This window comes from Bifidobacterium sp. LH_449, assembly GCF_056356755.1.
In genome coordinates this window covers 132,394-153,934 of record NZ_JBKEUV010000004.1, presented here as the reverse complement: position 1 = coordinate 153,934, position 21,541 = coordinate 132,394, and the positions used below count along the sequence as shown (strand labels likewise).

Below are 21,541 nucleotides of genomic sequence, written 5' to 3'. Positions count from 1 at the left end.
GCGTTCATCATATGACTGCCTTCGTTGCGGTCCGCCGATGCCGTTGTTGTACAGTTGGATGAGTCTTTGACGTATACGGGAAGAGGGCGTATGGCAGGCAGGCAGAAGACGAACCGCAAGGCCAGCATGGGGGATGTAGCGGCGGCCGTCGGGGTGTCGAAGACCACCATTTCGAGGTATCTGCATGGCGAATTCGCGTATATGTCGCCGCAGACGAAGGCGCGCATCGAAGAAGTCATCGCCGAATTGGACTATCGTCCGAACAAGATGGCCCAGGGGCTGAAGGCGTCGCGCAGCAACATGGTGGGCGTGGTCATCGCCGACATCGGCAATCCGTTCAGCTCCCTGCTGCTGAAGGGCGTTCAGCAGGTGTGCCGTGCGCGTGACATCCAACTGCTGGTCAGCGATTCCGACAACCAGACGATGATGGAACGCGCGAACATCGAGTCGCTGTTGGATGCGCAGGTCGATGGCCTGATCGTCAATACGGTCGGCAGCAATGATGAGTGGCTGTCCCGCTACTGTTCGACGCGCGGGCACAAGCCGATGGTGATGTTGGATCGCGTCGTGCAGCCGATCATGTGCGATGCGGTGTCGACCGACAATCATGGCGCGGTGTTCGACATGATGGACCATCTGATGGAACGGGGCTTTGACTACGTCGTGTATGTGACGCGCCCCAGCGATGGCATTACGACGCGTGAGATGCGCCGTGAGGCGGTGTCCCAGTATTTTCTGGATCGTGCGATGCGTGGCGAGACGCTGGTGTATCGCGATGGCGGACGGGATCTGTCGGACGGTCTCGACGCGGTGCTGCGCGCGCATTCGGGCGATCATGTGTGCCTGTTCGCGAACAATGACGAGAGCATGCGCGATGTGATCGAGGCGCTTCCTTCGTCGGCGCGCGGTTCGGTCGGAGTGTGCGCGTTCGCCGACGAGCATTGGGCGAAGTACAGCGGCGTCGGCATCACGTGCCTTGATCAGGGGCCGGTCGAGATGGGGCGCCGCGCCGCGGAGATGCTCATCGCGCGCACATATGACGGTTATGACGGTCCGTACCGTCTGGAGGAGATGCCGGCGCGGCTGTGCACGTTCGCGTCGACCTCCATACGTCGCTGATTCGTCGCACGATTCTTTACGCATGTTGTCCGCGTAGCTGTCGCAGCGATATGCGGCCGTGACGGTGGATACGTCGCGGCCGCGCGTTTCCGGGCTCCCGATTGTGCGCCCATGCCATATGGAAAGTGACGACACGCCGTAGTTAACCGATACACAAAGCAATGTATCCTTGTTGTTAACCGGTAATCGTAAACGGTTAACGAAAACGGTTACTCAAAATCATGTATCAGTTGACAACCCACAGAGCTCAAGGAGGAGCGGATCGATGATCGGCACCTGGATTATGGGCATCCTGCTTATCGTCTCGTTCGTCGGCTTCATCGTCTATGCGATGAAGGGCGGAAACCTGACAGTAGGATTCTTCTGCATGGCCGTGCTATGGACCGTCGTCTACTTCATCGGCGTGCCATTCGGCATCAGCGAACCTTTCGATTTCATCAATGAGACCTTCTCGAAACCGGCGCTGAACTACGGTTCCACCGCCGTGCAGATCATATTCGGCGCATGGTTCGGCCGCGTACTGGTCGACACCGGCATCGCCGCATCCATCTCCCGTCGCACGGCGGCGGTGGGCGAACGCAAGCCCGTCCTGGCGACCATCCTCATCGCACTCGTCGTATGCCTCATCTTCACCAGCGCATACGGCGTCGGATCGGCCATCGCGGTCGGCGTCATCCTCTTCCCCATCATGGGCCGCATCGGCGTTCCGAAGCATATCGCCGTCACCGTGTTCACCCTGTCCATCGGCGCCGCGATGTGGGTCAACAGCGTGCTTTTCGTGCAGTTCGCCACCTTCTACGAAGGATACGAGTCCCCCGACGGGCAGGTCGTCGAATGGGGCGACCACTACCTGAACTTCGGCATCGTCGCGATGATCGTGCAGATGCTCGCCGTCGTCGTCTTCATCCTGCTCAACGCAAAGCGCATCCGCAACGGACAGCCGTACGAAGTCGGCGATCCGAGCGACGCCGTCAACACCCCGGAAGTGCCGGTCTGGACCTACGTCATGCCCGTCGTCCCGGTCGCGCTGAGCATCTTCTTCAAATGGGACGCGGTCCCCTCGCTGCTGGTCGCGACACTGGCGACCTTCCTGTTCACCGGCAACATGAAGAGCCTGAAAAGCTTCGTCGAAAAACTGAACTCCACCGCCAGGATCGCCATCGGCGACATCGGCGGACTGCTCATCATGCTGTTCTGCCTGACGATGTTCCAGGCTGCGGCGATCAAGGCGTTGAGCAGCTTCGCCCCGGTGCTGGGCCAGTTCATCCCGAACAACGAACTCGTGCTCGCCATCGCGGTATGCGTACTCGCACCGCTCGCACTGTTCCGCGGCCCGCTGGAACTGTACGGCGCCGGCGCCGCGGTCGTCACCATCCTGCTCGGCACGGGCATGTTCAACGTCTGGTTCCTGTACGCGCTGCTCGTCATCCCGTCCATGCTCGGCGTCTCCGCCTGCTTCACCCAATCGTGGAACATGTGGTCGGTCGAATACACCGGACTGGACGCCAAGACCTTCCTCAAGACCGGCGTTCCGGTCTACTGGATCGTCTCCTTCGCCCTGATGGGCCTGGCCTCGCTGATGCTCTTCTGACCCAGCCTCCGCCACGGGCCATCCGGACAACGCATCACCAACGAATCCACAGCGCAATTCATATCAACAAAGGAGCAACACCATGACCACCATCGGCATCAACACACTGGTCTACATGCAGGAACTCAACGACGGCGCGCTGCAGTCCGAAATCCTTCCCGTCATCGCGGGCCACGGCATCACCCTGGCCGAAGTCCGCCGTGAATACATCAAAACCGACGAGGAATTCGACGCCATCGCCGAAGCCGCCCGCGCCAACGGCCTCGACCTGTTCTATTCCGTGCCGGAATCGATCACCATCAACGGCGACGTCAATCCCGGTTTCGAAGGGTTTCTGGACGAAGCCCGACGCATGGGCGTCGCAAACGTCAAATTCAACCAAGGCGACATCAAAGACGTCGACGGGAACGTCATCGCGGCGATCGACGCAGCGGCGGCGGCCCACGGCGTGACGCTGTCCATCGAAAACGACCAGACCCCGGAAAACGGCACCCTCGAATGCACGACCGCGTCGCTGCGCAACATCAAGGACAACGGCGGCCGCATCGGCTACACCTTCGACCTGGGCAACTGGTTCTGGCGCGGCGAAAACGCCGACGCCGCCTTCGCCCAACTGCTGCCGTCGATCACCGTCTTCCATCTGAAAAACGTGAACGGCGCCGCCGACCGTGCGCAGCTCTCCACGACGATGCTGGCCGACGGCGTCATCGACTGGCGGAACATGCTTCCGCAGCTGCCGGAATCCGTACCGGTCTTCCTGGAATTCCCGATCGCGGCCGACGACGTCGCGGAACAGGTCGCCGCAGTCCGCGCGGTCGTCGACTGAACCATGAGCCGCATTCCACGCAAAGCCGTCACATTGCATTCTTTCCGACATCGGCATTGCGTGGAATCGGACATATCCGGCACCATCCACCAGACGCAACACGAGCACACACAACCACAGGAAGGACCATCAATGACCGAAGTCATGACCATCGGCGAACCAATGGTGAACCTGATCGCCGACTCCCCCGAAACCTATATGGAAGCCCGCACGCTGCCCCGTCAAATGGCCGGCGCCGAATTCAACGTCGCCATCGGCGTCAGAAGGCAAGGCCATTCCATGGGCTATGTCACCACACTCGGCAACGATTGGCAGGGCTGCCTGATCGTCGACTATATGAACGGCATCGGCATCGACACCGCCAATATCCGTCGCATGGACGGCGCCGCCACCGGATATCAGCTGAAAGTGCGTTCCAGCGACGGCGAACCGAAGGTCATCTACTTCCGCGCCGGTTCCGCGGCCTCCAAAACCACGCCGGACATCGTGGACGGCATCGACTTCGACGGGCTGAAGATCCTGCATGTCACAGGCGTGTTCACGGCCCTCGCCGACAACACATACGAAACCGTCGTACGACTGGTCAAGGAAGCCAAAGCGCACAACGTGCTGGTCACCTTCGACCCCAATCCGCGTCCGACGCTGTGGGACAGCGAACGGCACATGATCGACGCCACCAACACATTGGCCTCCATGTGCGACGTCTTCATGCCGGGCCTTTCCGAAGGCCGCCTGTTCTCGGGCAGAACCGACGCGCGGGACATCGCCGACTATTATCTGGACATGGGCGTCGGACGCGTCATCATCAAACTCGGCGACACCGGATCCGCATTGTTCGAGCGTGACGCCGACGGCAACCGCATCGAAACCGTCGTTCCCAGCTTCGTCGTGGAAGTCGTCGACACAGTCGGCGCCGGCGACGGATTCGCGGCAGGCGTCATCACCGCGCTGCTGGAAGGCCTTGACGACGAACATCTCCTGGAGCGTGCCAACGCCGTCGGCGCCATCCAGGTCACCAGCGTCTCCGATTCCGAAGGCCTGCCCACCACCGAAGAGCTGGCCTCGTTCATCGCCAACACGCCGCGTAAGGAGGCATCGCTGTGAAGCTGCAAGTCGCCATCGACCGTGTCCCCGTCGAACGTGCCGTCGACATCGTCGCACAGGCCGCGCCGATCGCCGACATCATCGAAGTCGGCACATCCCTGACCAAGGAATTCGGCGTCCGTGCATTGCATCCCATCATCGAAGCCGCCGACGGCACCGCCGTATTGGGGGACATCAAAACCTGCGACGAAGGCAAATACGAATTCGACCTCGGATACGAATGCGGATTCGACTATCTGACCGTCATGGGATCGTCGTCAATGGGAACGCTGGAAGCGTGCGCGGCATCCGCGGCGGCGCATGACAGGGTCATGATGATCGACCTGCTGGAATGCGACGATGCGCGCATCGAACGGATCTCCGCGTTTCCCGACGCCGTATACTGCCTGCACACATCCGTCGATTCCGGCGCCACCGCCGACCCGGTCGCCCAAGTGCGCGCCTTCAAACAACGCCACCCGCAGATCCGGCATATCGCCATCGCGGGCGGCATCAAACGCCATCAGCTTGCCGGGCTCTCCGCGGAGGGCGTCGACATCGTCATCATGGGTTCGGCCATCACCAAGGCCGACGATATCGCCGCGGCATGCGCGGCATGCAAGGAGGAAATGAAATGACCGCAGAACAGCGTATCCTCGACCAGATCGTCGAAGAGATCCAAGGCGTCGTCGCGAAAATGGACGAATCCGACCTCGACGGCGCGATGCGGCTGATCTCCAAGGATTCCCGTGTCTACGCCGCCGGCGAAGGCCGTTCCGGATTCCAGGCGCGCGGCTTCGCGATGCGCATGATGCACATCGGCTACACCAGCTACATGATGGGTGAAACCATCTGCCCGTCCATGCATGAAGGCGATGTGCTGCTCGCCATCTCCGGTTCCGGCACCACGCGTCGCACCGTCGAAGACGCGGAGGCCGCCAAGAAGCACGGTGTGAAGGTCATCGCCGTCACCTCCAAGCCGGAATCCCCGCTGGCCGCGGCCGCGGACGCGGTGATCGTCGTGCCGGGGCGCGTGAAAGGCGAAGCCGGCGGCTCCATCCAGCTGCTCAGCTCCCTGTTCGACCAGTCCGTGCATATCGCATTGGACGCATTGTGCCTGAAGATCTCCCGTCGTGACGACGTTTCCGACGCGGACGCGAACGCGAACCACGCGAACGTGGAATAAACGACCAAACATGAGGCGTCGTACGGGAATCCTGTGCGATGTGCCGTCCCGCCGTGGCGGAATCGCAATGACGGTTCCGCTTCGGCGGGTTTTTCGTGATGCATACCGCAGGCCGTTCTGGGATCGGGCGGTCAGTGTAACAAATCCGCAGGAATCTCGCAGGATGCCCGGCATGCAATGCCTGCGAAATGCCCATGGCGGCTGATCCATGTCTGTAGGCATTTCCGCGGAAGCCCGCGGCTGCCCCTGCCGACGTCCCTCCATCATGGAAACGAGACCGGCATCGAAGGGGAAATATGAAAAGCCGGTCACAAGGACCGGCTTGAATCCGTGGAGCTAAGGGGATTCGAACCCCTGACCCCCTCCATGCCATGGAGGTGCGCTACCAGCTGCGCTATAGCCCCAAAAAAGACCCGATGATAATCATCGAACCAAGTGGAGCTAGCCGGGTTCGAACCGGCGACCCTCTGCTTGCAAAGCAGATGCGCTACCAGCTGCGCTATAGCCCCGTCTGTAAAAAATAAGCGGCCTTGGATGCCGCCGTATTTTTTATTCGGTGGGCCCGGGAGGACTTGAACCTCCGACCTCATCCTTATCAGGGATGCGCTCTAACCACCTGAGCTACGGGCCCAATCTCATGCACCTTAACGGCGCAACGAGTAGATATACTACTGGTGAAAACAAATATGTCAAAATCGAAGAGTCTTCGGCGTGTCGCGCTTGCTGCCGCATGATCGGTCGCAGGTCTGTCTATCCCCGAATCCTTGCCGCATGCTCGTTACAATGACGATATGCCATATCGCCGCACTTCACCATCAGCCAGCAATCAGGTGTTGAGCAGGGCTGACATCGATGTTGACGGCCTGCATATAGCGATCGTCCGCAAGCCGATACGAAACGTGTATCTGCGTTTGAAGCCGCCGAACGCCGACGTCGTCATATCGGCGCCGCCGCGACTGCCGCAATCGAGCATCATTGAGTTCGTACGTCGGCGTCGCTCCTGGATCGACCGGCATCGTGATGAAATGCTGCAGGCGCGGCGGCGTATCGCTGAAGGCCGGCGGAACGGCGACGTCCGCAATGGCGGCGAACAACGCGACGGCGATGCGGGCGGCGACGTCATCAATGACGGCATTGATGACGACATCGTGTGGACGCCTGAACGCATGCGTCGCGCGCGGAACGCCATCGATCGGCAGCTGCCTGCACTGCTCGCGAAATGGGAGCCCGTTATCGGCAAACGTCCTACGCGCATCACCTTGCGCATCATGAAAACACGATGGGGCTCATGCACGCCCGCCACCGGGCGGATTCGGCTGAACCTGCAATTGGGCATCATGGAGCCGAAATTCCTGGAATATGTGCTGGTCCATGAAATGACGCATCTGTGGGAGAAGGGACACGGCGCGGCTTTCCAGCGACGTATGGACCTGTTCCTGCCCGATTGGCGCGCGACGAGGCATGCGCTGAACCGGTATGTGGTGCTGCCGGCCGCGCAACCGACGCAGTGATTGGCGGAACATCATCCGCCCGCCGCGCCGCTGCCTGTGCCTGATTGGCGCCGCCTTACGCGGCCCTGCCGTGCGTGAGCTCATCCAAATGCGTGAAGACGATGTTCTTCACCTTGCGCGTGAACGGCGTCGTGCCGGCGTTGGTGAGCTGATACATCAGCAGCATCGTCGTGCCGGTGGTCGGATCGTCGCAGAAATATGTGCCCAGCCAGCCGTCCCAGCCGAATTCACCCGGATTGCAGATGGATTCGGATCGTCCGGGGCGTTGCGCGGTGCGCATGAAAGCGTTGTATCCGTAGCCGTTCTGCCAGTTTTCGAAATCGGCCTGCTGTTCGGGCGTCAATGCGGACGACGTCATGTATTGCACGGTTTCGGGCTGCAGGATGCGTACGCCGTCCAGTTCGCCGCCGTTGATCAGCATCTGTCCGAACCGCGCATAGTCGTCGACGGTGGATTTAAGGCCGGCTCCGCCCGACTGGAATGCCGGGTCGGCGCTGCCCAGATATTCGATGCCGAGATGGTCGGTCTCGACTTCGCGCAGCGGCTTTCCCGCGTTTTCGGGGCGTACCGGGTTGTTCGGATTGTCGTATACGGCCGCGAGACGGTATTGCTTTTCCGTGGGAACGTAGAAATCGGTATCGTGCATGCCGAGCGGCTCGAGGATCTCCTCACGCACGAAGTCGCCGAAACGTTTGCCGGTGACCACTTCGATGATGGCGCCGACGATATCGGCCGAAGTGCCGTACATCCAGTGCGATCCCGGCTGGAACAGCAGCGGGCTGCCGCCGAGGCGATCGGCGATTTCAACGGTGCCCATCGGGTCGTCGGAGTGCAGGCGACGGTCGATCTCATCGAATACGGTTGCCGCGTAACGGCCTGGAGCATGGTTGGAGTCCGGGTAGGTCAGGCCGGAGGACATGGTCAGCAGGTCGCGGAACACCAGGCCGCGCTGCGCGGGAACGGTCGTCGCCATTTCGGTCGTGCCGGTGCCCTGCCCGGCCATTTCCGTGGGGATGTCGTTGTCGAGCCGGTCAAGGGACTGTGCGATGACGCGAGGTTCGGCGAAGCCCGGCAGGAAATCGCTGACGGGTTCCGCCAGATCGATCAGGCCGCGTTCCAGCAGGATCATGGCGGCGGTGCCGGTGACCGGCTTGGTCTGCGAGTAGAGGCGGAAGATCGTGTCGCGTGTCATGGGCTCGTCGCGTTCGATGGAACGCAGGCCGGCCTCGTCGTAGAGGAGCTCTTCGCCGCGGCGTACCACCAGGAGGTTCGCGCCTGCGATTTCGCCGCGCTCGACCGCGGTGCCCATGGCGTTGTGAATCAGTTTCCGCGCATCTTCGTTCATCATCGTCCTTTCCGAATGACATTGTGCCACGCCGGAACGATATTGTTTGATGATTGTATTTAATGATGGGCGTTCTGTGGAAATGCAATATATCGGCGATGAGATATTGGCGGAAAGGATGGAATAATGATGATGTATTTATTGATGGCTGATATCTGATTGGAGGCGGCGAAACGGCGGCATCAACAATTTGGCGGGCGCCATCATATGCGACGGCGCCTGCCGGTCGAATCAGATCGAATCGGATCGAATCACATCGCATCAGACGTAATCGCTTCGAATCCGATCATCTCACCGTCTATGCCAAATGGCTGCGCATGAACCACTGGAACTTCTCAAGCTCCTGCAGGTGATCCTGCATGACGTTCGAGCTGACCAGATCCAGCTCGTCCAGCTCGGCGATGGCGCGGCGGTCCTCTTCGATCAGTTCCGTGTAGTGGTCGATCAGCGCCTTGAGATAGTCCTCGGTGCTGTTGCGTCCCTCCATCGGGAACTTCGTCCAGGTGCGGTAGCGGGTGATCGCATCGGCGCGGCCGTCCGGAGCGCCGCCCAAAGTGGCGATGCGTTCCGCCGTCTCGTCGGCCTGCGCCAGCAGCACTTCGACCTGCGGGTCGAGCATCTCATGCACGGCGATGAAATTCGGACCGGTGACGTTCCAATGCGCATGCTTGAGGATCAGCGCGGTCTCCTGCTCATGGCTCAGCCGATTCTGCAGAATGGCGATCGCCTTTTCGCTGGTGGCCTCGTCCAATCCCGGGACCGTGAATGCAAGCGTCATGGCTGGCTCCTTTCCTTCGTGGAAATACGTCGAAGAAATACGTCAAGGAATACGTATCTTCAGTTTACGTTTTGCAGGGCGGCATATCCGGATATTCGGCGGAGCGCGTCATCGGGATGCTTTGCCGTCCGCATGCTGTATGCGCGTCGGCTGCGCGGCGGACACGCAACGGATGCCCGTCGGACACGCATCGCCCGCGATCCGCCTTACCTGTCGGAGGCGTCGTCTGTGCCGTCGCCCTCCGCCGTCTCCTTGTGCTTGCGCACTTCAATGGTTTCGATGCGACGGCCGTCGACCTTGGTGATGACCATGTCGTAGCCGTCGTCGGAGGTCAGCGTGTCGCCGACGGCTCCCATTTTGCCGGTATTGGCGAGGAAATATCCGGCGATCGTCTCATACGGGCCGTCCTCCAATTCGATGCCGGTCAGATCGGCGAAATCCTCGATGGTGGTTCCGCCTTCGATGGTGGCGACGCCATTGGCGAAAACGTTGCCGCCGGCGGTTTTGCCGTTGCCGTTTTCGGGCAGATCGTATTCGTCGCGGATGTCGCCGACCAGTTCCTCGGTCATGTCCTCCAATGTGACGATGCCGTCGGTTCCGCCGTATTCGTCGATGACGACGGCGAGATGGATGCCGCGCTTGCGCAGCAGCGACAGGCTTGGAAGCAGCCGTGAAGTGCCGGGCAGCGAAATGCCTTCGCGGGTGACGTCGGCCACGGTTTTCGCATTCGGATCCTGCACGTCCAACAGGTCGCGCACATGCACGAAGCCGAGCACGTCGTCGAAATCCCTGCCGGTGACCGGATATCGGGAATACGGCATTTCGCGCACGAATTCGACCGCTTCCTCGATGCTCTGGTCGCCGCTGAGGAACACGACGTCGGCGCGGGGCCTCATGACTTCGGCGACGATGGTTTCGGAGGCGTCGAACACATCGTCGAGGATGGTGCGTTCGTCCTTGCTCAGGTTGGAATTGGAGTTGACGAGCACGCGCAGCTCCTCGTCGGAGACTTCGCTTTCGGTCTCGTTCGGGTCGAAGCCGAGCAGGCGGACGATGCCGTTCGTGTTCTTGCCGATCAGCCAGATGATCGGGCGGCAGACCGTGGCGAATCCGTCGATGGCCGGCACGACGGCCTTCGCGATCTGTTCGTTGCGCTGCATGGCGATGCGCTTGGGCACCATTTCGGAAATGACGATGGAACAGTACGAAATGATGAGCGTCAGCGTGATTGTGGTCAGTGGCGCCGCGATTTGCGAGGGTACGCCCCAGCCTTCCACGATCGGCACGATGAACGGTGAGATCGAGGATTCGCCGAACGATGCGGAAAGGAAGCCGGAAAGCGTGACGCCGATCTGCACGGTGGAAAGGAACGTGTTCGGGTCGCGTGCGATTTTCGCGACGCGTGCGCCGCGGGCATCCTCCTGCTCCATCTGATCGATCTGGGATCCGCGCAGGGAGACCAATGCCAGTTCTGTGCCTGCGAAAACGGATCCGAGAAGAAGGAAGACGAAGATCAGCAGAATGTTCAGGCCAAGTGACATGGATTCCACATTAGAGGAATGTCCTGTCAATTACTCGGGGCTTTTGCGGAAGGAATGATGCGGCATATGCGGCATGGTCGCGTGCGCCGCAGGCGGTGTGTGCTGTATGCAATGTGCGGGCTGTGCACGCCGCAGGAACGACGTGCGGCGCACATGCGATCCGTGGTCGTTCAGAAGCTGAGCACTTCCACCTTGCCGGAATCAAGCTGGTATCGTGCGCCGACGATCATCAGCTGCTCCGTCGCCAGTGCATGCCGGATGATTTCGGATCGGGTGACGAGGTCTTCGATGGTGTGCGCGATGTGTACGCGTTCGATGTCGTCGTGATCCTGGATTTCGGCTTCGCGGGCCTGCCATATCGACATGCCGACGGTGCGCAGCATCACCGATGATGATTCGAGGATTCGTTCATCGAGGTTTTCGATGATCGCGGCCGTTTCGTTGGCGTCGGCGCTTTCTTCGGTGACCTGATCGAGCAGGGCCTGCAATTCGCCGGTGCCCAGGTCGATGGCGGCGCATCCCTGATGGCCCATGACGACCAGCAGGCTGACATGCAGTCGGGATACGGCGTATTCCAATGATGCGATGACGCCGTCGTCGATGATCTGACCTGCGGTGCGGACGGTGAACATGTCGCCGAGTCCCGCGTCGAAGATGATCTCAGGGGCGACGCGTGAATCGGAACAGCATAGGACCGCGGCGTCCGGGCTCTGCCTTTCGATCAGCGATTCGCGTGTCTGCTGGTCCTGCCAGGGGTGTTCCGCCTTGCCTTCGGCGAAGCGGCGGTTTCCGGCGAGCATGCGGCTCCAGGTGGAATTGGCTGTTGATTCGTGCGTTTTCTCGGCATTCGACATATGCGCGTTGCCTTTCCGTGGTGGTGTTGGCATTCCTCCCCTATTATTGACGATGCTGCGTCACAACGTTGGATGTATGCCCACGGCGTGGGACGCTCAGGTGGTGGAGCGTTTGGTGACGTGCGGGATGACCAGCGTGCGCGTCGGCGGCAGGTCGGGATGCTCGATGAGTTTGATGAGCTGCTGGATCGCGACGCGGGAGATCTCCCCCGCCATCGGGTCGACGTTGGATACGGTGAATCGTGCCTGTTCCGCGTAGGAATCCGTGCAGACGGCGACAAGCGGCACATCATCGGAGCATGGGGTGATGTCAAGCTCGTTCATGAGCTGCAGGATCCAGTCCATGTTCTGCGGCGTTCGTACGGCGATGCCGCAATGTTCGTCCCGGTGCTCCATGAGCAGGTCCTGGATGTCCCAGATGCCTTGCCATCCGGCGCGGGTGGGCGTGTAGATCTCGAATTCGGCGCCGAGCACCTGGGCCGTGCTGCGCCCTTCGGTGATGAACTGCCGGGAGAAGGAATACCGCTGTGACTGCTGGTCGGCGTCGCCGATGCAGATGATGTGCTGGGCGCCGGCGTCGACAAGCTCGTTGACGGCGAGCTGCGCGATGCGCGCATAGTCCACGTCGACGGAGCTGAGCATGCCGGTGTCTTCCGCCGTGCCGATGAGCACGGTCGGTCGGTTGAGCCGCGTCAGTGCGGGGATGCGCTGGTCGTGCCATTCGATGTCGAAGACGAGCAGGCCGTCGATCTGCGATTGTCCGGCGGCGCGCTGGACGATGTCGATGTCGCCTTCGGAAGGGATGAGCGTGACGGTGTAGTCGTGTTTGCTGAGCTCTTTGAGGATTTCGGAGAGGTACGGCATGAGTTCGGCCATCTGCGTGTATTGGTCGAGTCTGACGACGACTCCGATGACGCCTGTGCGGTTCGCGGCCAGCGCGCGCGCATTGGCGTTGGGGTAATAGTTGAGTTCCTGCATCGCTTGAAGAACCCGCTGCTTGGTCTTTTCGGAGATCGTGCGACGCCCGCTCATCACATATGAGACGGTGGCCTGCGAGACTCCGGCCAGTTTTGCGACGTCCTTGGCTGTGGCCATGATGCTCGTCCCCCTTTCCGCGTTGTACGAGCGGTTATTCCAATTGTATATCTGTGTGAACGGTTTGGTGAAGCGTATAAATAATATACCGGTGAACGTTAAATGGAGGATGATGAATTCAACCGTTTGGAAAATCGCTCGTTTTTTGCGGATTCTTTGGCTTTCGGCCATTTGGGGATAATGCTTTTCCTTTGTCCTGTATGGCAACACGCCGTGGGGGGGGGCTTGGTTGCTTTATTGGATTCCCTTGGTTATATTGTTTATACGCTTCAACGATGAGCATTGATACAAAGGAGATTCGATGAAGATTCAAAAGAATACGAAGCGCATCGTCATTGGTGCCACTGCGGCTCTCGCCATGGTCATGCCGCTGGCGGCATGCGGTGGTGAAAGCGCTGATTCCTCCGCCACTTCGATTTCCATGTACTCCTACTTCAAGGAGAACCAGATCGGCGGCGTGGTCAAGGCCTTCGAAGAGAAGAACCCGGACATCAAGATCGACGTCCAGTACGGCCAGGATCCCGCCCAGTACGTCCAGACCCTGCAGACCCGTCTGGCCGGCGGCGAACCGCCGACCATCTTCAACCTGACCATGGATAACCGCACCGACGTCATGGAGGCCGGCCAGGCCCTCGACATCAGCGGCGAGGACTTCCTCGAAGGCATCGACGAATCCCAGTTCACCCTGTTCTCCCAGGACGGCAAGACCTACGCCATGCCGGTGTCCGCATGGGTCGGCGTGATGTTCTACAACAAGGACATCCTGAAGGAAGCCGGATACGATACCCTGCCGGCGACCTGGGACGAGTTCATCGAAATGGGCAAGAAGATCAACGACAGCGGCAAGACCGCATTCCTGGAGGACTTCAACACCCAGCCGTCCGGCACCTTCGAAGGCCTGCTCGCCAGCTACTACGCAGCCGAAGGCAACGCGGTCCAGGACGAGGTGATCTTCAACGGCGAATCCACCTTCGCCGATGAATGGGTCGAGCCTCTGACCGCATGGACCGACGCGGTGAAGGCCGGCGTCATCCCGCAGAAGAGCGTTGGTCTGAGCGCCGATCAGGTCAAGCAGGAGTTCCTCACCGGCAACCTCGCCGTCATGCGCTCCGGTCCGTGGGATCTCGAGGATCTGCGTGCCGCCGGCGTTGATTTCGGCGTCGCGGCGATGCCGTCGTACAAGGACGGCGAACAGTGGATCAACGGCGGCCCGGATCAGGGCTTCGCGATCTCCTCCAAGGCCAGCGAGGACCAGCAGGCCGCTGCCAAGAAGTTCCTGTCCTTCCTCAACAGTGCAGAAGGCCTGAAGATCTTCACCGAGGACGCCGGCACCACCTCCATCTCCGACCAGTACCGCAACGAGCCTCCGGAAGAGCTGAAGGACGTGTTCGAACAGTACTTCAACGAAAGCAAGTACTACTGGGTCAACTTCGCCAAGGGACCGAGCGCCATGTCCGCCGAGATGGCCGCCCAGCAGCAGATGCTGGTCCAGGGCAAGACCACTCCGGAAGACTTCGCCAAGGCCATGGACGCCAAGTGGGCCGAAGCGAGCAAGTGATCCGACTCATATAACCTCGTTTTCCTCACCTTCTTCTCCGCATAACGGGATTCGCGCCGGTATGCCGCCGTCAAAGGTCGCGTCGGCGCGGGTCCCTTTTTCATGCGCGCTCTTCCAATAAGCAATGGTTTACGATAGGAAAGCTCCGAATACCATGACTTCCGCAAACACAACCCTCCGGCGCAACAGGCGTCCGGGACGCTTCACGGCCTCGTTCTACGAGAACATGGCCTCGTTCTGGTTCCTGCTGCCGATCATGCTGATCTTCGTCGTATTGACGGCCGTGCCGCTCGCCCAGTCGTTCTTCTATTCCCTGACCGACTACGACGGCTACTCCACGACCTTCAAGTTCGTGGGAATCCAGAACTACATCACCATCTTCCAGGACCCCAAGCTGCTCACCGCATTGGGCTTCACGCTGCTGTACTCGTTCTCCGTCACGATCATCGTGACCCTGCTGGCCATCCCGCTGGCGGTGACGCTGAACAAGGCCATGTGGGGCCGCAGCTTCGCCCGCTCCCTGTTCTTCTTCCTGGGAGTCCCGGCACAGGCCATCATCGGCCTCATCTGGCAGTACATCTTCTCCCCGCTTGACTCCGGTGTGATGAACAAGGTCCTCAACGCCATCGGATTGGAATCCGTGCAGTGGCTGTCCGACGACAACTGGGCGCGGTTCTGCGTGATCTTCGTGGCCATCTGGATGCAGGTCGGCTGGCATGCGACCCTGTACCTCGCATTCCTGCAGACCATCCCCTCCGACCTCTACGAGTCCGCAAAGGTCGACGGCGCGAATTCGTGGCAGCAGTTCATCCACATCACCCTGCCCCAGCTCACGCCGGGCATCGTCACCTCGCTGTTCCTGCTGATGACCAGCGCGCTGAAGATCTACGATCTGCCATACACGCTTACCGGCGGCGGTCCGGGATATGCGACCAACACGATCACCCAGTCCATCATCCTGAGGGGCATCGGACAGTCCGAATACGGTCTCGGCTCGGCGCTCTCCACGCTGTTCACCATCGCCTGCATCGGCGTCATCGCCATTCAGATGGGCATTTCCAATGCGGTTCAGAGGAGATTCCAATGACACAGTCCCAGAAAGATCTCATTCGCAAGATCATCCGCACCGTCGTGGTGCTCGCCCTGGCCCTGGTGTGCGCAGTCCCGTTGTACTACGTGATCATCAGCTCCTTCAAGACCTCGGTCGACATGATCACCAATCCGTTGGGTCTGCCGAAGGAATGGACCTTCACCAACTACGTCGATGCGTTCGCGGACGGAAAGATCATCCGCGCCTTCGCCAACACCATCATCGTCACCGTCGTCGCCGTGTTCCTGCAGGTGCTCGTCGGCTCCATGGCCGCCTACGGCGTCATCCAGAAGAAGTCGAAGTTCACCGTCATCGTCGGCTCCATCCTGATGATCACCTTCGCCATCCCGGCCCAGGCCACACTGCTGCCGCTGTACAAGATGGAATCCTCTCTGCATATGGTCAACACCCTGTTCGGCCTGATCACGCTGTACATGGGAAGCAGCGTGTTCTGCTACTTCCTGATCGTCGGCTACATGAAGTCCCTGCCGCAGGAGCTTTTCGAAGCCGCCAAGATCGACGGCGCCGGCCCGTTCCGCATCTATCGCCGGATCGTGCTGCCTCTGATCAAGCCGATTCTGACCACCGTGGTCGTCTTCCAGACCATGAGCACGTGGAACGACTTCCTGCTGCCGAGCGTGTTCCTCTCGTCCACCGACAAGCAGACCGTCGTGCTGCAGGTATACAACGCGGTCCAGCAGTTCACCACGAACTGGCCGCTGTTCATGACCATCACCGTGCTGGCGCTGCTTCCGGTGTTCATCTTCTTCTGCTTCTGCCAGAAGTGGATCGTGGCCGGACTGGTCGCCGGATCGGTCAAGGGCTGACGGCAACGAAACGACCGGCATCCGAAACTTCGAGCTTTCCGTTCGGATGCCGGTTTTTACAACAAAGGAAAGCATCTTCGGTCTTCAACCATCATTCGCATAAAGGAACGCTTCCGTTATGACCACCATCAATTTCGGCAAAGGCGCCGCACTGCTCGACGATGTCACGGGTGCGCCGCTCTCCTTCACCCATCAGAACGCCGCACGGCGTCGATATCTGCTCGACGATTCGCTGATGTGGCAGACCTGCGAGCATCATTGGGGCGTGGGCTCCGTGGTGACCGACCGTGGCGCCGCCTGCTGGAACATGCCTTCCTCCAGAACACCGCTCGACGAGTCCACGGAGCGGCTCTCCTACGACCTGGCTGTCGCCGGACTGTCTTTGGAGATCACGCGCGGCGGCGGGGAGCGCCTGAGCGAGCGGTTCGAATGGCGCAATACCGGCGATTGCCCGGTGCGCATCGAAGGACTGGGCATCCAGACGCCGTTCAACGACTGGTATCCGGGCGGCATGCGCGCTTTGACCGAGTGCGTCAACACCCACATCTTCACCGGTGACGCATGGTCCTGGGTGCTGGCTGAACCGATGTCGGGCATCGGCCCCGACGACCCGGCCCTTGGCCTGATCGTGCGCGAAGGATCCCTGTGCGCCTACTCCATCGAATCCCGCACACAGGTGACCAGCTCCAACACCCGCGGGCATATCGTGCTGTGCGTCACCGACCATGCGCTGAATCCCGACGCCTTCGGCGGACAGCCCGTGATCACGCTGCAGCCGGGCGAATCCTACGTGCTGCGCTGGGAACTGGGCTGGTACACCGATCGCGAGGCCTTCCTCGATGACACCCGACCCATGGCGACCCTTTCCGAATACGCCTCCACAATGGGCGGCTCGATCGACATCACGACCGGCGTGCCGCTGCATTGCATCAAGGCCGCCCTGCCGGCATACGCTCCGGGCCGCACCTGCGCGGGCGGGATACTGGAGGAGCCCACCTGCGCGGACATGCGCATCGAGGCCACCGAACACGGCTATCGTGTGACTGCTGACCGACCGGGCATCTATACCCTTGGCATCGGGGAGGAGGGCCACGTCGGACGTGTCGACGTGCTGTTCCACAACACCGTCAAGGAAACGGTGCAGGCGGTATGCGGCTATGTGATGGCCCATCATGTCGCGGTCGACCGGCCGGGGCTGCTCGCGGCCGGCATCGTGCCGGTGGACACGCGCACCGGCATGCGCGTCGACGACGGCGGATGGTCCGACTGGACGGATGGCTCCGAGCGCATCAGCATGGCCGTCCTGCTGCAAAAAGCCATCAACCGCGGCTGGATCGGCACGGAGGACGTGCTGCCGCAGGCGCAGTCCGTTGTGGACTCGTGGCGGGAATTCCTCATGACATACCTGATCGACGATTCCTACCGCACCCGTCGCGGGTCCTCGCAAAGCGAGGACACCTTCGGCGAACGCATCTACGACATGCCGTGGATCGTTGAGTTCTTCTGCGACCATTACGAAGCCACCGGCGATGCCGCGGATCTGGACATGGCGTTCAACCTGCTGACGAGCATGGCCGCGCTGGGCGGCGAGCATTTCCTGGCGATCAGCTTCGGCGAAGTCAGCTCCCGCACGGCCCGCTACCTGCGCGACGCCGGTCGGGCCGACCAGGCCGACTCGGTGGAAGGCCACGTCGTCGCCAGCGCCGACTACTTCCTGGGCATCGGCAAGGACCTGCCCGACCACGAAGTCGCCTACGAGCAGTCCATCACCGCACCGTTGGTGAACCTGTACATCGAAGCGCACCGCATCACCGGCGACGCCCGTTACCTTGCCGCCATCGAAGAGACGCTGCGCTGGCTGCTGGCCTTCGGCGGCCCCCAGCCCTCCGTGCGTCTCAACGGCATCGGACTGCGGCACTGGGACGGATACTGGTTCGGCATCTGCCGTCAGTTCGGCGACGTGTTCCCCCACTATTGGACGTCCCTGACCGCGACCGTGCTGGCTCGTCTTCCCATGGAACTGCGCACCGCCGATACCGATGCGCTGGCCTTGCGCATCATGCGGGCCAATATGGCGAACTACAACCCCGACGGTTCGGGCACCTGCGCGTTCATGTATCCGTCCAGCATCGGCGGGCAGCCGGCGCATCGTGCGGACGCCCTGTCGAACGACCAGTACTGGCATCTGGCGATCTGGCTGCGATTGATGGATGCAGAAGGGTTCCCGGAAGTCTGAATATGCAGGCGCGTCCTTCCGTCGGATGGGCGCGTCATGTCGTCTTACACCGGCATTAAGAGGCTGTCGCCATCATCGGCGTCGGCAGCTGCCACGGGGGCAAATGAGGAAAAGGGTTTTGGTGGGGGGCGAGTGACGATGTGGCACCGTCCTTACACCAATCGGCGATATGACGTTCGTGTCGTTTCGCCGGCAAGGAAAGGAAACAAGGAATGAAAATCACTACCCGACGCATTGTCGGCGGCTTTCTTGCGACGATGCTGCTGACAAGTCTGGGCGCGTGTTCGCAGGAGGCCGACGGGGCGCATCCCGCGGCCGCGGATCACGTCTCCGTCCTCGAAGTCGGTGACGCTCAGGGCGAGAAGGCCGCCGATGGCGGTGACGAGGTCGCTCTGGGCCGGAACCTGATGAACAACGGCAGCTTCGAAAACGGCGACGATGCTGGTTGGACCGTGAACTACAAGGTCGGCAGCGACGATCGTGTGGACGGTCAGAACACCAACGGCGTCGATACCGGCAACCATCATGAAGGCCAGTACGGATACAATTTCTGGGACCGCGTCAATCTGACCGAGGCGGAATTGTCGCAGAGCCTTGAACTGCCCAAGGGATGGTATACCTTCACGGGGTCCGGCGTCGGCGATGCAGGATCCGGCGACGCCACTGTGTTCGTGCGTCCCGTCGAAGCCGATGGAACGTTCCAGGGATGGAATGAGAACCTGACCCTCGCCGGCGGCGGCAACTGGGACACCCGTTCCACGACGTTCCACTGGGACGGCGGCACGGTGGAAGCGGGCTTCTCGGTCAAGATGGCCAAGGCCGGCGGATGGATGGCGTTTGATGATTTCAGCCTGGTCCGTGAGGCGCCGGCCGACGAGATCACCGGCATCGTCGTCGAATCCGTCGGTAGGACCGAATACAACATCGGAGAGGCGATCGACAAGTCCACCGTCAATGTGCGCATGACCATGAGCGACGGCACCAGCATCCCGTTGGGCAGTGATGCCTGGGATATCGTCTCCTACGATCCGAATAGGACGGGCGAGCAGGAAGTGACGATCGCCATGACGGCCGACCCGGACAAGACCACGACGTTCAAGGTCACCGTCGGGGTTCCGGAAGACCTTGCGGCACTGAAGAGCCTGAAGCTGCTGTCCGCCCCGAACCACACCACGTATAGGAAGGGCCGTTCCCTTGATCTGACCGGCATGGTGGTGGCCGGATATGCCGAAGACGGCACCGAACGCATTCTGGAGGCCAATGAGTATACGGTTTCCGGATTCGACGCCCAGACGGTCGGTGAACAGACCATCACCGTGGCGGTCGCAGGGCGTCCGGAACTCTCCGTCGGCTTCACCGTGAATGTGGTCGAGGCCGCTGCAGGCACGTATGAGATCACAACGCTCGGCTCCGACAGCGAGGACGGCGTGGTCTCCTATGCTGACGGCGTCGCGACCGTCAACCTGGATAAGGTGCCCGCCGGCAACGGCACGGTGACGGTGAAGCGCGGCGCCATGCCGCAGGGCATCACCGCGCTGAACTTCACGGACGCCTCCGGCGATGTGATGGATCTCGTCATCGAGGATTGGGCGATGGCCCAGCAGAACGGCGTCCCGACATTGGCCTCCGTTCGGTTCCCGGACGGTTTGGACACCCTGTGCATCGGTGACAGCGCGTTCTTCCAGTACACGTCCACAGGCTCCGCCGCGCTGGCCTCCGTGCGCTTCCCCTCCGACGTGTGGACGCTGACCATCGGCGACAACGCCTTCCGTCAGGACGTGCACGCCTCCGCCGCGCTTCGCACCGTCACCTTCCCGCAGAACAACCATGAGCTCGTCATCGGCGATCAGGCCTTCCGTCAGAAGTACGGCGAATCCGGCGCCCTGGAATCCGTCAACTTCCCGGCTTCGGGCATGGACCGTCTTGAGATCGGATACCGTGCGTTCTCCGCGAATCCGAGCTACCAGGCCGGCATCGCGCTGAAATCCGTGTATTTCGGATTCGATGAGGCCGGCGCGCCGAAGACCATCGTCATCGGCAAGCAGCCGTTCCATTACGGTTCGCCGCTGCACGAAGGCGATCTGAACGTGATCGCGCAGTGGGAGGGCGATCCGGAACGTCTGGATGACGTGATGCCCGGACTGTTCGGCGAATACGCACTGGCCCCGGGAACCGTGGCCCAGGCGCGGTCCGTTCGTTTCGAGGCCAATGACAGCGGTTCCGCATATCGCGCGACCGCGATTCCGGGCGACATGGGACTCGTTCCCGTCGCAGATCGATATGAGCAGACCATTCCGTCGGAAACGCCGATGCGAGAAGGCTACACGTTCTCCGGCTGGAACGCCGCGTCGGACGGCTCCGGCGAGGCGTATCAGGCCGGTGGCCGCCTGTCCGTCGCTCCGGGCGATGACATCGTGCTCTACGCGCAGTGGCAGGCCAACGACGCGTCCGTCACGTATGACGCCAATGCGGGAGAAGGTACGGTCACGGCCGTCGACGGCCATACCGAAGAGACCTTCACCGTGTCGGACGGCAGCGGGCTGAAGCGCTCCGGTTATTCGTTCTCCGGATGGAACACCTCCGCTGACGGCACCGGCGAGGAATATCAGGTCGGCAGCTCCCGTACGATCCCCGCGGGCGGATTGACCCTGTACGCGCAGTGGGAGAAGTCCGATGAGCCGGTCGATCCCGACAAGCCGACCGATCCAAGCCAGCCCGGCAATCCGGAGACCCCCGCCAAGCCGGGTGATTCGGCGAATCCGAACGAAGGCATCGGTGACACCGGCTCCGCAGTCATGGGCGTCGGCATCGTCGCCATCGTCGCAGCGGCCGCCGCCCTCATCATCACCCAAATCCGTGCCAAGCGCCGTCAATGAATCGGATTCCGTAAGGAGAATCATC

Annotated in this window: 17 protein-coding genes and 3 tRNA genes; 12 read left to right on the top strand and 8 right to left on the bottom strand. The window is 61.2% G+C overall.

Going from position 1 to position 21,541, the window contains the following annotated elements; all coding sequences use genetic code 11:
• Window positions 1-90: 90 nt before the first annotated feature.
• The 6 genes from AC1AX7_RS04930 (at window position 91) to hxlB (ending at window position 5,805) form a co-directional block, all read left to right on the top strand.
• Complete coding sequence (locus AC1AX7_RS04930) at window positions 91-1,119, top strand: LacI family DNA-binding transcriptional regulator (RefSeq protein ID WP_476508977.1); 1,029 nt, start codon at window positions 91-93, stop codon at window positions 1,117-1,119.
• 265 nt (window positions 1,120-1,384) lie between these two features.
• Complete coding sequence (locus tag AC1AX7_RS04925; RefSeq protein WP_476508976.1) at window positions 1,385-2,710, top strand: gluconate:proton symporter; 1,326 nt, start codon at window positions 1,385-1,387, stop codon at window positions 2,708-2,710.
• Between the two features lie 82 nt (window positions 2,711-2,792).
• The gene (locus AC1AX7_RS04920; RefSeq protein ID WP_476508975.1) at window positions 2,793-3,536 is read left to right on the top strand and encodes a sugar phosphate isomerase/epimerase family protein; all 744 of its coding nucleotides are present in this window, start codon (window positions 2,793-2,795) and stop codon (window positions 3,534-3,536) included.
• Window positions 3,537-3,668: 132 nt separating this feature from the next.
• Window positions 3,669-4,640 (top strand): sugar kinase, encoded by a 972-nt coding sequence (locus AC1AX7_RS04915; protein ID WP_476508974.1) that lies wholly within the window; start codon window positions 3,669-3,671, stop codon window positions 4,638-4,640.
• Window positions 4,637-5,257 carry an orotidine 5'-phosphate decarboxylase / HUMPS family protein gene (locus AC1AX7_RS04910; protein ID WP_476508973.1) on the top strand — a complete coding sequence of 207 codons (621 nt, stop codon included), beginning with the start codon at window positions 4,637-4,639 and terminating at the stop codon, window positions 5,255-5,257. Before AC1AX7_RS04915 ends, AC1AX7_RS04910 begins: the two co-directional genes overlap by 4 nt.
• On the top strand, window positions 5,254-5,805 hold the full coding sequence (gene hxlB, locus AC1AX7_RS04905; protein ID WP_476508972.1) for a 6-phospho-3-hexuloisomerase: 552 nt from the start codon (window positions 5,254-5,256) through the stop codon (window positions 5,803-5,805). The genes AC1AX7_RS04910 and hxlB overlap by 4 nt, the downstream gene beginning before the upstream one ends.
• Window positions 5,806-6,136: 331 nt before the next feature.
• Here hxlB and AC1AX7_RS04900 read toward each other — a convergent pair.
• From AC1AX7_RS04900 to AC1AX7_RS04890, 3 genes are all read right to left on the bottom strand, one after another.
• Window positions 6,137-6,209 (bottom strand) — tRNA-Ala (locus tag AC1AX7_RS04900).
• A 32-nt stretch (window positions 6,210-6,241) separates the two neighbouring features.
• Window positions 6,242-6,314, bottom strand: a tRNA-Ala gene (locus AC1AX7_RS04895).
• A gap of 48 nt (window positions 6,315-6,362) precedes the next feature.
• Window positions 6,363-6,436 (bottom strand) — tRNA-Ile (locus AC1AX7_RS04890).
• Window positions 6,437-6,596: 160 nt separating this feature from the next.
• Between AC1AX7_RS04890 and AC1AX7_RS04885 the strand changes: the two genes are divergently transcribed.
• Window positions 6,597-7,316, top strand: a complete 720-nt coding sequence (locus tag AC1AX7_RS04885; protein WP_476508971.1) for a M48 family metallopeptidase — start codon at window positions 6,597-6,599, stop codon at window positions 7,314-7,316.
• A gap of 55 nt (window positions 7,317-7,371) precedes the next feature.
• On the opposite strand, the gene AC1AX7_RS04880 is transcribed toward AC1AX7_RS04885, so the two are convergent.
• From AC1AX7_RS04880 to AC1AX7_RS04860, 5 genes are all read right to left on the bottom strand, one after another.
• On the bottom strand, window positions 7,372-8,664 hold the full coding sequence (locus AC1AX7_RS04880) for a serine hydrolase domain-containing protein (RefSeq protein ID WP_476508970.1): 1,293 nt from the start codon (window positions 8,662-8,664) through the stop codon (window positions 7,372-7,374).
• Window positions 8,665-8,959: 295 nt separating this feature from the next.
• Window positions 8,960-9,439, bottom strand: coding sequence for a Dps family protein (locus tag AC1AX7_RS04875; protein ID WP_476508969.1), 480 nt, complete (start codon window positions 9,437-9,439; stop codon window positions 8,960-8,962).
• Window positions 9,440-9,645: 206 nt separating this feature from the next.
• Entirely contained in the window at window positions 9,646-10,980 is a 1,335-nt protein-coding gene (locus tag AC1AX7_RS04870) for a hemolysin family protein (RefSeq protein ID WP_476508968.1), read from the bottom strand.
• Window positions 10,981-11,150: 170 nt separating this feature from the next.
• Complete coding sequence (locus AC1AX7_RS04865; protein ID WP_476508967.1) at window positions 11,151-11,834, bottom strand: carbonic anhydrase; 684 nt, start codon at window positions 11,832-11,834, stop codon at window positions 11,151-11,153.
• A 96-nt stretch (window positions 11,835-11,930) separates the two neighbouring features.
• Complete coding sequence (locus AC1AX7_RS04860; RefSeq protein ID WP_476508966.1) at window positions 11,931-12,929, bottom strand: LacI family DNA-binding transcriptional regulator; 999 nt, start codon at window positions 12,927-12,929, stop codon at window positions 11,931-11,933.
• Between the two features lie 301 nt (window positions 12,930-13,230).
• Here AC1AX7_RS04860 and AC1AX7_RS04855 point away from each other — a divergent pair, with 301 nt between their 5' ends.
• From AC1AX7_RS04855 to AC1AX7_RS04835, 5 genes are all read left to right on the top strand, one after another.
• The gene (locus AC1AX7_RS04855) at window positions 13,231-14,487 is read left to right on the top strand and encodes an ABC transporter substrate-binding protein (RefSeq protein WP_476508965.1); all 1,257 of its coding nucleotides are present in this window, start codon (window positions 13,231-13,233) and stop codon (window positions 14,485-14,487) included.
• 226 nt (window positions 14,488-14,713) lie between these two features.
• On the top strand, window positions 14,714-15,574 hold the full coding sequence (locus AC1AX7_RS04850; RefSeq protein ID WP_476509039.1) for a carbohydrate ABC transporter permease: 861 nt from the start codon (window positions 14,714-14,716) through the stop codon (window positions 15,572-15,574).
• A complete protein-coding gene (locus AC1AX7_RS04845; RefSeq protein WP_476508964.1) occupies window positions 15,571-16,404 on the top strand; it encodes a carbohydrate ABC transporter permease in 834 nt (277 codons plus the stop codon). Before AC1AX7_RS04850 ends, AC1AX7_RS04845 begins: the two co-directional genes overlap by 4 nt.
• 118 nt (window positions 16,405-16,522) lie before the next feature.
• Entirely contained in the window at window positions 16,523-18,640 is a 2,118-nt protein-coding gene (locus AC1AX7_RS04840) for a hypothetical protein (protein WP_476508963.1), read from the top strand.
• A gap of 212 nt (window positions 18,641-18,852) precedes the next feature.
• On the top strand, window positions 18,853-21,516 hold the full coding sequence (locus AC1AX7_RS04835; RefSeq protein ID WP_476508962.1) for an InlB B-repeat-containing protein: 2,664 nt from the start codon (window positions 18,853-18,855) through the stop codon (window positions 21,514-21,516).
• The last annotated feature ends 25 nt before the right edge of the window (window positions 21,517-21,541 follow it).